The organism is Pseudomonas sp. GW821-FHT09C10, from assembly GCF_059418085.1.
This window is the reverse complement of sequence record NZ_JBWKPE010000008.1, coordinates 205,667-219,387: the sequence shown is the minus strand read 5'-3', so window position 1 is coordinate 219,387 and position 13,721 is coordinate 205,667. Positions and strand designations below refer to the sequence as shown.

Genomic DNA, 13,721 nt, shown 5'->3' with positions numbered 1-13,721 from the left:
ACGCCAATTGCACCCGCCCCACACCTCTGACACAATCGCGAATAATTCTCGTTAGTTTAAACCTTTTATTTATTCGGTGATGCCTTGTCGTCGGTCCAGAACCCACACAGTGAGCTTGTTGGTGCGTTGTATCGCGACCATCGTGGCTGGCTGTTGGCCTGGCTGCGGCGCAATGTGGCCTGCCCGAGCCGTGCCGAAGACCTGAGCCAGGACACCTTCATGCGCCTGCTCGGCCGTGACGAGTTGCGCGAGCCCCGCGAACCACGGGCGTTTCTGGTGGCCATCGCCAAGGGCTTGCTGTTCGACTACTTCCGCCGCGCGGCCCTCGAACAGGCCTACCTCAGCGAACTGATGCTGATCCCGGAAAGCGAACACCCATCGCCGGAAGAACAGCAACTGATCCTCGAAGACCTCAAGGCCATCGACCGCCTGCTCGGCAAGCTGTCTAGCAAGGCCCGCGCCGCCTTCCTGTATAACCGCCTCGACGGCCTGGGCCACGCTGAAATCGCCCAGCGCCTGGGGGTGTCGGTGCCGCGTGTGCGCCAGTACCTGGCCCAGGGCATTCGCCAGTGCTACATCGCCCTGTATGGCGAGCCGCTGTGAACGTGATCAGCTCCAAGCCCGTGTCGGCCCGTGTCCTGGATGCGGCGATTGCCTGGCAGTTGTCCCTCGATTCGGGTGATGACAGCGCGGTGGAGCGCGAAGAATTCAGCAAATGGCTGGCCAGCGATGAAGAGCACGCCCGTGCCTGGCGCCAACTGGGCATGCTCGACCAGCGTTTCAGCGTGGCGTCGGGCCCGGCGCGGGCGGCGTTGTTACAGTCGCGCAAGGGCATTCGCCAGCGCGTGCGCAAGCTCGGCAGCGGCCTGGCGAGCATTGCCCTGGTGTGCGGCCTGGCGTTGTTTGCCGGCGAACGCTACGTGCCGATCCACTATTGGCTGGCCGACCAGCGCACCGCCACCGGGGAGCAGCGCACGCTGAAACTGGCGGACGGTACGTTGATCAACCTCAACACCCACAGCGCCATCGACGTGCGCTTCGATGAGAAGCGCCGGCTGATCGTGTTGCAGGAAGGCGAAATCCTCGTCGAAACCGGCCACAACGATGCGCGCCCGTTTTATGTGCAAACCCGCGAGGGCAGCCTGCGCGCGCTGGGCACGCGGTTTATCGTCAAGCGCGAAGACGACGCGACGCGCCTGAGCGTGCTGCAATCGGCGGTGGGCGCCCAGCCCGAAGCGCTGCAGCACGAACAGGTGTTCAAGGCAGGCCAGCAGGTGCTGATGCGCAGCGACGGCCTTGGCCCCGCACTGGCCGTCACCCCCGCCAGCGATGCCTGGACCCGCGGCATGCTGGTGGTCGACAACGCCCGCCTGGGCGATGTGGTGCAGGAACTCAGCCGCTACCGCACCGGCCATCTGGGTGTGGATAAAGACGTGGCTGACCTGCGCATCACCGGCAGCTTCCCGCTGCACGACACCACTCTGGCGCTCAACGCGCTGCTGCCCACCCTGCCGGTGCAGATCGAACAGCACACGCCGTGGTGGGTGACAGTGGTCGCCAAGACACCTGAGGCCAAATAAAAAATATTTTCCACCGGCCCTATCACTTTTGAAATCTCGCTCGGCACATAGGCAATTGCGAATTACTTCCATTCAGGAGCCGCCCTATGTCCCGCACGCTAGACACCTTGTTGCGCCCCAGCCTGTTAGCCGTGGCCATTGCCCTCAGCGCCCCGCTGGCCAGCACTGCGCTGATTGCCGCCGAACAAGCCTCCAGCGTGCGCGCCTATAACCTGCCGGCCGCTTCATTGGCCAGCACCCTGAACCAGATCGCCAGCCAGGCCGGCCTGGCACTGACCCTCAACCCAGCGTTGGCCTCGGGCAAGACCTCGGCACCGGTCCAGGGCCAGTTCGATGCACCGGGCGCACTGCGTGAAGCCTTGCGTGGCACCGGCTTGCAGCTGGAGCAGAGCAGCGCGGGGACGTATACGCTGGTGGCGGTTCCGGATGGGGTGATGGCGCTGCCGGTGACCAATATCACAGGGCAAGGCGGCTATGAAAGTGCATGGGGTCCGGTGGACGGTTATGTCGCAACACGCACCGCAGCCGGCACCAAAACCGATACACCGATTGCCGAGCTGCCGCGCTCAGTCACAGTAATCACTCGCCAGCAGATGGAAGACCGCTCGGTTCTCAACCTCAACGACGCATTGCGCTACACCGCAGGTGTGCAAAGCAGCGGCTATGGCTCCGACTCGCGCAGTGACTGGCTGCTGGTACGCAGTTTTGTCCCGACCCAATTCCTTGACGGCCTGCCGTTACCCAAAGGCAACTACGCCACACCGAAGATCGACACGTGGAACCTGGAACGCATTGCCGTCCTGCGCGGACCTGCATCCTCGGTTTACGGCCAAACCCCACCCGGCGGTCTGCTGGACATGGTCAGCCGCCGCCCCCAGGCCGAAAGCTCGAATGAAATCGAAGTGCAGGCCGGCAGCAACAACCACAAACAGATCAACTTCGACAGCACCGGCAAGATCGACGACGAGGGTCAGTTCCTCTATCGCGTCAGCGGCGTGGTGCGCGACAGCAACACTGCCGTGGATCACATCCCGGACAAACGCTACAACATCGCCCCGAGCCTGACCTGGAATATCAACGACGACACCAAGCTGACGTTGCTCACCCAGTTCACCCGCGACGATACCGGTATCACCGGGCAGTTCCTGCCGCTGCAAGGCACCAAGCTGAGTTCGCCGGCCGGCAAGATCTCCCATCACAAGAACCTGGGTGATCCGGACTGGGAATTCTACGACCGCACCTACTACGCCCTCGGCTACGCCTTCGAAACGCGCCTGAACGATACCTGGCAGTTCCATCAGAACCTGCGCTATACCAAGAACGATCTGTCGTTCCAGGGCATCACTGCCGGTGGCGCATTCTTTCCGAATGGTCCTGAAGTGGCGGTCGACGCCGACGGCAACGTGAGTCGCTCCGCCGGCAAGGTCGATGAAAATATCGGTCAGTTCGCCGTCGACAACAACTTCCAGGCCGACTTCCAAACCGGTGCGCTCAACCACACGCTGTTGCTGGGCCTCGACCATCAGCGCTCCACCAGCGATGCCCGCTGGCTGTGGGGCTCTGCAGGAGTGCCGACGATCAATTTCAACCGTCCGGTGTACGGGCAGGACTTCTCCAAGGTCCAGTACTTCACCATGTACGACTACACCCAGAAGACCCAGCAGACCGGCCTGTACGTCCAGGACCAGATGGCACTCGACAACTGGCGCCTGACCCTCGGCGGCCGTGAAGACTGGGTGCATACCGGCACCACTTTCCACAACCTGAATGACGCAACCAACACTCAGCGTGACAAGCACTTCAGCGGCAACGCAGCACTGAGCTACGTCTTCGACAACGGCATCACCCCGTACCTGTCCTACGCCGAATCATTCCAGGCCGGCTCAGGCACCCAAGTGGGCAGCACCGGGGCATTCAAACCCACCGAAGGTAAACAGTACGAAGCCGGTATCAAGTACCAGCCTCCAGGCACCAAGGCACTGTTTACCGCTGCCGTGTTCGACCTGACCCAGCAAAACACCTCAGTCACCGAGGGCAGCATCACTCGCCAGGTGGGTGAAGTGCAGGTGCGCGGCCTGGAATTGGAAGCCAGTGCCGACGTCACCGAAAGCCTTAAGCTGGTGGGTTCCTACACCTATAACGACAGCGAAATCACTCAAGGCGTAGCCGCTGAAAAAGGCAACCGTCTCAACCAATTGCCTCGTAACCAGGCCACAGGCTGGGCTGACTACACATGGCGCAGCGGGCCACTCGACGGTTTTGGTGTGGGTGCGGGCGTACGTTACGTCGGCGACACCTACGGCAACGCTGCCAACACCGACTTGGGCCATGTAGGCTCCTACACCGTTTATGACGCCTCGGTGCATTACGATCTCGGCCGCTTGAACAGCACCATGAAGGGTGTGACCGTGGCCGTTGATGCCAAGAACATCTTCAACAAGGACTACCTGTCCACCTGTGATGGTTTCTACTGCTACTACGGCGACCAACGTAACGTGGTCGCCAGCGTGAACTACAAATTCTAAGACGGTGATAAACCGCTGATGAAGGGCCGCCTGAACTGCGGCCCTTTTGCCTTTGGAGCCGTGATGAAAAGCAAAACCATCCGCCGCTGGTCCTTCATCCACACCTGGACCAGCCTGATCTGCACGGTGTTCCTGCTGCTGCTCGCCCTCACCGGCCTGCCGCTGGTGTTTCACCACGAGATCGACCACCTGCTGGGCAACGAGCCCGAGCTGGCGCAGATGCCTGCCGATACGCCACAACTCAACCTCGAGCAACTGGTGAGCAAGGCCCAGGCCCATCGCCCGGGCGAGGCCATGCAATACCTGGCGTGGGATGAAGACGACAAGAACGGTGTGATCGCGATCATGGCCGCCACAGCGGGGACCGAGCCCAACTCATCCCACACCTTCATGCTTGACGCACGAACCGGTGAGGCGGTCGAGATGCCGTCGGCCAATGGCGGGTTCACCCTGTTCCTGCTGCGCCTGCATGTGGATATGTTCGCCGGCCTGCCGGGCAAGCTGCTGCTGGCGTTCATGGGCATTCTGTTTGTGCTCGCGATCGTCTCGGGCACGGTGCTGTACCTGCCGTTCATGCGCCGCTTGAAGTTCGCCACCGTGCGCCAGGACAAGTCCACGCGCCTGCGCTGGCTCGACCTGCATAACCTGATCGGCGTGGTCACCCTGACCTGGGCGCTGGTGGTGGGCGTGACCGGCGTGATCAGCGCCTGTGCCGATTTGATCATCGCCGCCTGGCGCACCGACAGCCTCAGCGCGATGATCGAACCCTACAAAAACGCCCCGCCCCTGACCCAACGCGCCCCCGCGAGCGAGCTGCTGAGCATCGCCGCCAAGGCCGCGCCCGGCATGCAGCCGGACTTTATCGCCTTCCCCGGCACACGCTTTTCCAGCGAGCACCATTACGCGGTGTTCATGAAGGGCAGCACACACCTGACCTCGCATCTGCTCACGCCGGTCCTGATCGACGCCAGCACCCTGGCCGTCACCGCCATCGCCGAACGGCCGTGGTACATGGACGCCATGGGCATGTCGCAGCCACTGCACTTCGGCGACTACGGCGGCATGCCGATGAAGATCCTCTGGGCGGCGCTGGATGTGCTGACCATCATCGTGCTGGTGAGTGGGATTTACTTGTGGATCGTGCGGCGCAAGGCGGGCAAGGCATGAAGCCAAGGCAATCGAGTTTCTGGAAGGTATTTGGCATTCCCCTGGGGATTGGCCTGCTCAGCGCCGCCGGGTTGTTTGCGGCGTTGCTGGGGGATGGGCTGTGGGATTCGTTGAGTTGGGTGGGGTTGGGCATACCGGCCGCCATTGGCATTTGGGCGTTGTTCAAGCGGCGTGGCTGAGGGCGCTATCGGGGGCAAGCTCCCTCCCACAGTTGACCGCGTGGTTATGACGAACGCGGGACACATGTGGGAGGGGGCTTGCCCCCGATGAGGCCCTCAAAAACACCCGCACTCCCCCTCGCCAGCCACCGCGCAACCCTCTAGGCTAGCCACAGTCCATTGTGAGGTTCGCCCATGTCCGCTCCCAGCATGACCTTGTTCCACAACCCCGCGTCACCGTTCGTGCGTAAAGTCCGCGTGCTGCTGGCCGAGACCGGCCAGCAGGACCGCGTCGCCCTGCACGGTTGCATGCCGACCCCGGTCAACCCGGATGCGCAGCTGGTGCAAGGCAACCCCGTGGGCAAGATCCCGGCCCTGCGCCTGGCCGACGGCAGCGTGCTGCACGACAGCCGGGTGATCCTCGATTACTTCGACCACCAGCACGTCGGCAACCCGCTGATCCCCCGCGATGGCTCGGCCCGCTGGCGGCGCCTGACCCTGGCCTCGATGGCCGACGGCATCATGGATGCCGCCGTGCTGGTGCGTTACGAGACCGCCCTGCGCCCGGTGGAAAAACACTGGGCGCCGTGGCTCGACGAACAGCGCAACAAGATCCACCGCGCCCTCGCCGAGCTGGAACAGGACGCCATCGCCGAGCTGGCCAGCCACTTCGATATCGCCTCGATCAGCGTAGCCTGCGCCCTGGGTTACCTCGACTTCCGCCATCCGGACATGCATTGGCGCTCGGACAACCCCAAGCTGGCCGCCTGGTACGCCGAGGTCAGCCAGCGGCCTTCGATGCTGGAGACCCAGCCGCCCGTGTGACGTTCACACCGACCCAATGTGGGAGCGGGCTTGCCCGCGATCGCGGTATGTCATTCAGCACAGCTGTTTCTGAACCACCGCTATCGCGGGCGAGCCCACTCCCACATTGGACAGTGGTGGTATTGAGGAATGTAACGATCCTTGCGGCTAACTGCGCCCCCACTTGCTGATCCTCACGCAACCCGATCATTGCACCGCCTCCAGGTCGAACTGCAGCGGCTCGGCCGCCTTGCGCTTGCCCACGCCGTACCAATCCAGCTTACGCGTCAGCACCATCACCGTCCCCAGCAGCCCGAACAGCAGCAGCGAGCCCATCAGCAGTGCGTAGTCCTCGGCACTCAACAGCCCGTACAGCAAGCCATACAGCGCCGCCAACCCCGCCGAAAACCCCAGGCCATGGGCAACGCTGCGCAGCACGTGGCACACGTAGAACCCGATCAACAGCACGCAGGCACTCGCCGAAATCAGGTAAGCCAAGGCAAAGCCCAAGTGCTCGGACAACGACAACAACAGCAGGTAGAAGAACGCCAAGGCAACACCCACCAATGCGTACTGGACGGGGTGCACCGCCAGGCTCTTGAGCACTTCGAACAGGAAGAAACCGGCAAAGGTCAGGGCGATGAACAGCAGCGCGTATTTGATCGCGCGGTCGCTCTTGAGGTACTGGTCCACCGGGTCGATGAAGTTCACGCCGAAGCTGCGGTTGTTGAAGTCGTTGCAGCCCTGGCCGTCCAGGCAGGTTTGCAGGGCCTGTTCGAGGTTGGTGGAAAAGAATGAGGTCTGCCAGTTGGCCGTGAAGCCGTTGTCAGTCACTTCGCGCTGGGCCGGCAGGAAGTTGCCGATAAAACTCGGGTGCGGCCAGTTGGAGGCCAGGGACACCTGACTGGTCTTGCCCACCGGCACCACTTGCAGTTGCTCGGTGCCTTGCAGGCGCAGATCAAAGGCGAAGTCCACTACAGCCGGTTTTTTGCTGTCCTGCTCTGGCAATGCCACATGCACGCCCTCCCCCAGCCAGTCCACTTGGGAGCCCGGTTCGAACTCCAGGCGCTGGCTGCCCAGCTCCAGCTTCAACGCATTTTCGATGCCGCGAATATCGCTGATCCCCACCGCCAGAAACGCCGGTTCGAAGCGGTAATCGGCAAAGTCTTCGGTGATGCCCAACTGCGCAGGCAGCTCGAAACGCCCACTGATTCGGTTATCGGCATGGAACAGCCGCGCCTGGTAAATCCCCCGTGCGCGCAGTTCGGTCTGCACCTTGCCGTCCAGCTCAAAACGGTCCGGCAGGAAATACAGGCGACCCCGCTCTTCACGGGTGACCTCGTAGCGCTTGTTGAGCTTTTCATTGAGCTTCCACTCGCGCACGGTCTTGCGATACGGCACCACCATCACCGGCCCGGTGAGGCGCTGGGCGTAGCTGGAACTGCGCGCGATGTCCATCAGGACGCCGTCGCGCAGTTGCTGGCGGTCACTGATGATGCCGTTGATCATCAGCAATGGAATCAGCAACAGCAGGATCAGCAGCGCAATCGCGCCAAGTTTGAAAAGCAGGCTGCGGTTCATGGGTCTCTCCCTGTTTTGATGGGGAGAGTCTGGGCAGCCTGTGTGGGGGATTTATGTGGGCAATGTGGAGACTGTGTGGAGATGCAGCACCACGTGCACACCGCCCGGCACATTACCGATCTGCAAGGTGCCGCCGTGCAGCTTCATGACTTCCTCGACAAAGTTGAGGCCCAGGCCGGTGCTCTTGCGCCCGCTGCCGGGACGCGGCAAGGAATAGAAACGCTCGCTGAGGCGCGGCAGGGCGTAGTCGGGGATCGGTGCGGCCTGGTTGAACAGGCTCACCTGCACGTCGTTGTGCAGCGTCTGTGCGCTGAATCTCAACACGCCACCGGGCGGTGTGAAGTCCAGCGCGTTGTCGAGCAAGTTGCCCAGTGCCTGACGCAACAGGAAGGGCTCGCCAAACACCCTCACATCCGCCGCAATCCCTTGCTCGACGTGCAGCCCGGCGCTTTCGATTCGCGCACACTGGGCGTTGAGTACATCGTCGACCAAGGCCGCCAGCGGGATACTCACCTGCGCCTCCAACCCCTGGCGCTGCTCCACCTGCGCCAGGTTCAGCAGACGTTCGATCAACTGCTGCAGGCGCGCGCTTTCGCTGTCGATATTGCCGACGAAGCGCTGCTGCTGTTCGCGGCTCATATCGCCCTGCAACAGCTCGGCCGCGCCGCGAATCGCTGCCAGCGGGCTTTTCAATTCATGGGTCAGGGTGTGCACGTAATGTTCGACGTAGGCCTTGCCCTCCAGTTGCGTGCGCATGTGCTCAACGGCGGTGGACAACTGCTTCAGCTCGCCGCCGCGATAATGCGGCAGCTCCGCCCTTCGGCCTTCACTGACGGCTTCGGCGTAGGCGGTCAGGCGACGCAGTGCAACGCTCAGCCACCACGACAACAGCGCGCCGAGCAACAGGCCGAGGATAACCAGGCCCGCGCCGTACCACAGCAGGCGGCGCTCAGTGCGGTCGACATACGGCTGCAACGAGCTGTTGGGCTTGGCCACGGTGACCACGCCGATGATCTGCCCGTTATCGCGGATCGGCGCGCCGACGTGCATCACCGATGAGGTGGGGTCATCCGATGCACTGCGAGTGGAGCGCGCGCCGTATTCGCCGCGCAGGGTCAGGTAGACGTCGTTCCACTTCGAGTAGTCCTGGCCCACGGCTTCGCCCGTGGAGTCGAGCAGCACGGTGCCTTTGGCGTCGGTCACGTAGATACGGTGGTTAACCTGGTTTTTCGCCAGGCCCCAGATGGTCGCGCCGGGCTGGCGGTTGCCGTAGGCCTTGAGCAATTCGGGCCAGTGGCTCTGGCCGAGGGTGCCGTGCTTCACGTCTTCGCGCAGGATTTCGGCCAGCAGGTTGGCGGTGTCCACCAGGGTTTCTTCGGTGGACTGGCGCACGCCGGGACGGATTTCCTTCATCACCGTGCTGAGCACGAAATAGCCGGTGAGGCCGATAAACAGCGCATACACCAGGAAAATCCGCAGCCCCAGGCGCATCAGCTGTTGCCCGGGCTGTAGCTGTAGCCGAGGCCGCGATGGGTCTGGATCGGCTCGGCATCGGCGGCCACGCTGCGTAACTTGCTGCGCAGGCTCTTGATGTGGCTGTCGATATTGCGCTCGTAACCGGCGTCGGCCGCCACGCCCACCGCGTCCAGCAACTGCTCGCGGCTGAACACCCGCTCGGGTTGCTCCAGCAGGCTTTGCAGCAGGCGGAATTCATGCCGGGTCAGGCTCAGGGGTTGGCCGCGATAGCTGATTTGCATGCGCTCCAGATCCACCTGGAACAGCGCCGGCGCCACAGCGGGGCCGACGCGCTTGAGGATCGCCCGCACCCGCGCCGCCACTTCCCGTGGGCTGAACGGCTTGACCACGTAATCGTCGGCGCCGATCTCCAGCCCGACCACGCGGTCGATCTCACCATCCCGGGCGCTGAGGAACATCACCGGCACTTCGCTGAAACGGCGCAATTGCTTGCAGGTTTCAAAACCGCTGATGTCCGGCAGGCCGATGTCGAGGATGATCAGGTCGGCGGGGGTCTGGCGCTGATGGGCCAACGCCTCCTGGCCGAGGCTCAGCCAGGTGGTGGTAAAGCCCTCGCCTTGCAGGGCGAATATCAGCGTGTCGGCTATCGCCGCTTCGTCTTCGACAATCAGGATGTGGGGCATGGGTTCAAATCAGCAGTCCGGTTTGTCGGCAGTGTAGCGACGGGCCGGGTTTACTGCTGCGCCAAATTCACGCAAGGCCTTGGCGCCGATCAGCAACGGGTAATTGAAGCTGCTGCGGTCGGTGAGGTTGACCTCGACGGTACGCTTGACGTTGCCCAGGCACATTTCCAGGTCGATCACCGGGCGTTTGGCCACGGTGGCTTCGTCCTTGTCGTCGTCTTCATCGGCGCGGCTCTTGATCTTGCTGATGCGCGAGACCTTGTGCTCGTAGACCTTGTTGGTGGCGTCCTTGCCGCCGAGGCGGAAGCGCACCCAGTCGTCACCGTCACGGGTGAAGGTTTCGATGTCACGGGCCGACAGCGAGGCGGTCAGCGCGCCGGTATCCATCTTGGCCTTGAAGGTTTCACCGATCTCCGGCAACTGGATGTATTCGTAGCGACCGTAAAGGGTCGGCTCGGCGGCCATGACAGGCAGGGCAACCAACGCGAGGGAGGCAAGAAGCAGTTTCACGAAGTGATTTCCTCGGAAAGAAGTAGGCGGATTCTAGACCGCAAAGACGGCACTTAGTTAGTCACGCCCACCATAACCGGCACATTGTGAAACATTCGTACGGCCATTTGCGATTTGGCCTCTAGACTCAGCTTGCTTATGATGGCCCGCCCACACGATTCCAAGAGTTACTTATGCGCCGCCTGCTCACCGGCTGTTTGGTTTCACTGCTGCTGTTGCTCAACACCCTGGTCCTGATCGGGCCGCTGCTGGTGTTTGCCCTGCTCAAACTGGTGGTGCCCGGTCGCTATCGGGACTACGCCTCATGGGCGGTAATGTGGATCGCCGAGACCTGGGCCGAGATCGACAAGCTTATTTTCGCCTTGTGCATCCCCACCCAATGGGACATTCGCGGCGGTGATGAGCTGCGCGGCGACACCAGCTACCTGGTGATCAGCAACCACCAATCCTGGGTGGACATCCCGGCGCTGATCCAGGCCCTCAACCGCCGCACACCGTTCTTCAAATTCTTCCTGAAAAAAGAACTGATCTGGGTGCCCTTCCTGGGCCTGGCCTGGTGGGCCCTGGATTACCCGTTCATGAAGCGCTACACCAAGGCGTTCCTGGCCAAACACCCGGAGCTGGCAGGGCAGGATTTAAAGATCACCAAGGAGGCGTGCGAGCTGTTCAAGCGCCAGCCGGTGACCGTGGTCAATTACCTCGAAGGCACGCGGTTCAGCGAGGCCAAGCGCAAGCAGCAGGCTTCGCCGTTCACACGTCTGCTCAAGCCCAAGGCGGGCGGCGTGGCGTTTGTGCTGGCGGCAATGGGCGAACAGCTGGACGCCGTGCTCGATGTGACCGTGGTGTATCCGCAGCAAAAGATTCCGGGGTTCTGGGAGTTGATCAGCGGCGCGGTGCCCAAGGTGATCATCGACATCCAGACCCGTGAGCTGGACCCGGCGTTGTGGCAGGGGGATTACGAGAATGATCCGGCGTTTCGCCAGACCGTCCAGAACTGGGTCAACCAGCTCTGGACGCAGAAGGATGCGCGCATCGAACAACTGCGCGCGGAGCGTATTTAGCTACCGGTGCCCCAGGCCTGGGCCAGCTTACCCAGCAGCGAGCTGTTGGCACCCTGCCCGCCCAGGTATTGCAGGATCACCGGGGCAAACTGGCTGACCATCCCACTGTCCATGCCCAGTGCGCTGAACGCGGTGTTCAGGTCATTGGTGTTCTTCACATTACCCAGCAAGCCATCCAGGCCGCTGGTCTTGCTGCCGCCGGCCTGGCCGAGCATCCCGCTCAAGGCCCCGAGGCTGCCCAATGCATTGTTACCCGAGAGTTGGTCGAGGCCGGGCACGCTGTTGCCCAGTTGCGAATAGTCGTTGCCGCTCAGTTTGTTCTTGGCCAGGCCCAGCATGGCACCGGTACCGCCAACGGCCTGCTCGGGGGTGATGTTCAGTTGTGAGGTCAGGGCGCTGAGGAGGCCAGCGGTTTCAGACGACGGTGCGGCAGCTGCGGCCTTGTTGTTGCCCCCTTGCATGCCCGCGATGGCATTGGCCGCATCGCCAAGGCTGAACCCTGCGGCAAACACCGGGGTGGCGGCCAGGCTCATCAGGCAGGAAAGGGCGAAACCGCGTGAAATCTTCATTGGAGCAACCTCTGGATGTCGGGGTGAACGCAGGCGTTGGACTGGGTATCCCGTCGGTTGTTCCAGGCACCTCTGCAACCCCATCGGAATAAGCCGGCCTGAATCCGCGTCAGCAGCAATCGATCAGCAACCCCGGGGAACTGATAGTGAGCTCGGAAAGCAAAGGAGGATCAGTGAGTAAGCGGCCAACGGGCCCGACCGCATACCAAGTGCGTTGGCCAATCGTAGATATCCCAAACACGAAAACCCAAATGTGGGAGGGAGCAAGCCCCTTCCCACATTTGGGTTTCGTGTACCCGGGATTTATGCCGCGCTGAACAACTTATGCGGATCAATCACAAACTTCTTCGGTACGCCCGCATCGAACTCGCCATACCCACGTGGCGCGTCATCCAGGCTGATCACCTGCACGCCGACGATCTCGGCGATGTTGATGCGGTCCCACATGATCGCCTGCATCAGTTGGCGGTTGTACTTCATCACAGGCGTTTGCCCAGTGTGGAAGCTGTGGGATTTGGCCCAGCCCAGGCCGAAGCGAATGCTCAGGCTGCCCATTTTTGCGGCGGCATCCACGGCACCCGGATCTTCGGTGACGTACAGGCCAGGGATACCGATCTTGCCGGCCACGCGCACCACGCCCATCAGTGAGTTGAGCACCGTGGCCGGGGCTTCGGCCTTGACGCCGTCGTGGCCATGACCGCGTGCTTCAAAGCCCACGCAGTCGACGGCGCAATCCACTTCCGGCTCGCCGAGCAGCGCGGCGATCTGTTCATGCAGCGGCGTATCGGTGGACAGGTCGACGGTTTCAAAACCCTGGGCCTTGGCGTGGGCCAGGCGGATGGAGTTGACGTCGCCGATGATCACCACCGCCGCGCCGAGCAGGCGTGCAGACGCCGCCGCTGCCAGGCCGACAGGACCGGCACCGGCGATGTAGACGGTGCTGCCAGGGCCAACGCCGGCAGTGACGGCGCCGTGGTAGCCGGTGGGGAGAATGTCGGAGAGGCAGGTCAGGTCACGGATTTTCTCCATGGCCTTGTCACGGTCCGGCAGTTTCAGCAGGTTGAAGTCGGCGTACGGCACCAGCACGTACTCGGCCTGGCCGCCGGTCCAATCGCCCATGTCGACGTAGCCGTAGGCACCACCGGCACGCGCCGGGTTGACGGTCAGGCACACGCCGGTGTGTTGCTCTTTGCACGAGCGGCAGCGCCCGCAGGCGACGTTGAAGGGTACGGAAACCAGGTCGCCGATCTTCAGGTTTTCGACGTCGCTGCCCTTCTCGATCACTTCACCGGTGATCTCGTGACCGAGCACCAGGCCGGTCTGGGCAGTGGTGCGGCCGCGCACCATGTGTTGGTCGGAGCCGCAGATGTTGGTGGAGACCACGCGCAGGATGACGCCGTGCTCAATCTTCCTGCCACGGGGGTCCTGCATTTTGGGATAGTCGATTTTCTGTACTTCGACCTTGCCGTTGCCGAGATACACGACGCCACGATTACCAGACATGCTTTCACCTCGCTGTTGTTTTTATGGAACTGCGTTGCCCTTTTGGGTGGGCAGCGCGTTGAGTGCTCGGGTACAGATGCTGTTGCTTGTGTTGTTTGTCAGGG

General features: G+C 62.4%; 13 protein-coding genes. 7 read left to right on the top strand and 6 right to left on the bottom strand.

Annotation, left to right across the window (positions count from 1 at the left end; translation table 11 throughout):
* Nucleotides 1–84 precede the first annotated feature (84 nt).
* The 6 genes from AC07OT_RS17315 (at nucleotide 85) to AC07OT_RS17290 (ending at nucleotide 6,255) form a co-directional block, all read left to right on the top strand.
* Complete coding sequence (locus tag AC07OT_RS17315; protein ID WP_027605963.1) at nucleotides 85–603, top strand: RNA polymerase sigma factor; 519 nt, start codon at nucleotides 85–87, stop codon at nucleotides 601–603.
* On the top strand, nucleotides 600–1,580 hold the full coding sequence (locus AC07OT_RS17310; RefSeq protein WP_495108591.1) for a FecR domain-containing protein: 981 nt from the start codon (nucleotides 600–602) through the stop codon (nucleotides 1,578–1,580). Before AC07OT_RS17315 ends, AC07OT_RS17310 begins: the two co-directional genes overlap by 4 nt.
* Before the next feature lie 86 nt (nucleotides 1,581–1,666).
* Complete coding sequence (locus AC07OT_RS17305) at nucleotides 1,667–4,105, top strand: TonB-dependent siderophore receptor (protein ID WP_495108590.1); 2,439 nt, start codon at nucleotides 1,667–1,669, stop codon at nucleotides 4,103–4,105.
* Nucleotides 4,106–4,168: 63 nt separating this feature from the next.
* Complete coding sequence (locus AC07OT_RS17300; protein ID WP_141156170.1) at nucleotides 4,169–5,272, top strand: PepSY-associated TM helix domain-containing protein; 1,104 nt, start codon at nucleotides 4,169–4,171, stop codon at nucleotides 5,270–5,272.
* The gene (locus AC07OT_RS17295) at nucleotides 5,269–5,451 is read left to right on the top strand and encodes a hypothetical protein (RefSeq protein WP_092355556.1); all 183 of its coding nucleotides are present in this window, start codon (nucleotides 5,269–5,271) and stop codon (nucleotides 5,449–5,451) included. Before AC07OT_RS17300 ends, AC07OT_RS17295 begins: the two co-directional genes overlap by 4 nt.
* A 174-nt stretch (nucleotides 5,452–5,625) precedes the next feature.
* Nucleotides 5,626–6,255, top strand: coding sequence for a glutathione S-transferase family protein (locus tag AC07OT_RS17290; protein WP_115485647.1), 630 nt, complete (start codon nucleotides 5,626–5,628; stop codon nucleotides 6,253–6,255).
* A gap of 186 nt (nucleotides 6,256–6,441) precedes the next feature.
* Here AC07OT_RS17290 and creD read toward each other — a convergent pair whose 3' ends face one another.
* The 4 genes from creD to rloA2 are packed head-to-tail and all read right to left on the bottom strand — an operon-like array spanning nucleotide 6,442 to nucleotide 10,484.
* Complete coding sequence (gene creD, locus AC07OT_RS17285) at nucleotides 6,442–7,815, bottom strand: cell envelope integrity protein CreD (RefSeq protein WP_065925432.1); 1,374 nt, start codon at nucleotides 7,813–7,815, stop codon at nucleotides 6,442–6,444.
* A 51-nt stretch (nucleotides 7,816–7,866) separates the two neighbouring features.
* Nucleotides 7,867–9,306 (bottom strand): two-component system sensor histidine kinase CreC, encoded by a 1,440-nt coding sequence (gene creC, locus AC07OT_RS17280; protein ID WP_495108589.1) that lies wholly within the window; start codon nucleotides 9,304–9,306, stop codon nucleotides 7,867–7,869.
* Nucleotides 9,306–9,974: a two-component system response regulator CreB gene (gene creB, locus AC07OT_RS17275; protein WP_495101993.1), complete on the bottom strand. Its 669-nt coding sequence runs from the start codon at nucleotides 9,972–9,974 to the stop codon at nucleotides 9,306–9,308. Before creB ends, creC begins: the two co-directional genes overlap by 1 nt.
* Nucleotides 9,975–9,983: 9 nt before the next feature.
* Nucleotides 9,984–10,484, bottom strand: coding sequence for a retropepsin-like aspartic peptidase RloA2 (rloA2, locus tag AC07OT_RS17270; protein ID WP_027605972.1), 501 nt, complete (start codon nucleotides 10,482–10,484; stop codon nucleotides 9,984–9,986).
* Nucleotides 10,485–10,657: 173 nt separating this feature from the next.
* Here rloA2 and yihG point away from each other — a divergent pair, with 173 nt between their 5' ends.
* The gene (gene yihG, locus AC07OT_RS17265; protein ID WP_495108588.1) at nucleotides 10,658–11,545 is read left to right on the top strand and encodes a 1-acylglycerol-3-phosphate O-acyltransferase, YihG family; all 888 of its coding nucleotides are present in this window, start codon (nucleotides 10,658–10,660) and stop codon (nucleotides 11,543–11,545) included.
* Here yihG and AC07OT_RS17260 read toward each other — a convergent pair.
* Nucleotides 11,542–12,114 (bottom strand): DUF2780 domain-containing protein, encoded by a 573-nt coding sequence (locus tag AC07OT_RS17260; protein ID WP_115485644.1) that lies wholly within the window; start codon nucleotides 12,112–12,114, stop codon nucleotides 11,542–11,544. The two genes, yihG and AC07OT_RS17260, sit on opposite strands and share 4 nt — an antisense overlap.
* A gap of 303 nt (nucleotides 12,115–12,417) precedes the next feature.
* On the bottom strand, nucleotides 12,418–13,617 hold the full coding sequence (fdhA, locus tag AC07OT_RS17255) for a formaldehyde dehydrogenase, glutathione-independent (RefSeq protein ID WP_092355571.1): 1,200 nt from the start codon (nucleotides 13,615–13,617) through the stop codon (nucleotides 12,418–12,420).
* Between the last annotated feature and the right edge of the window lie 104 nt (nucleotides 13,618–13,721).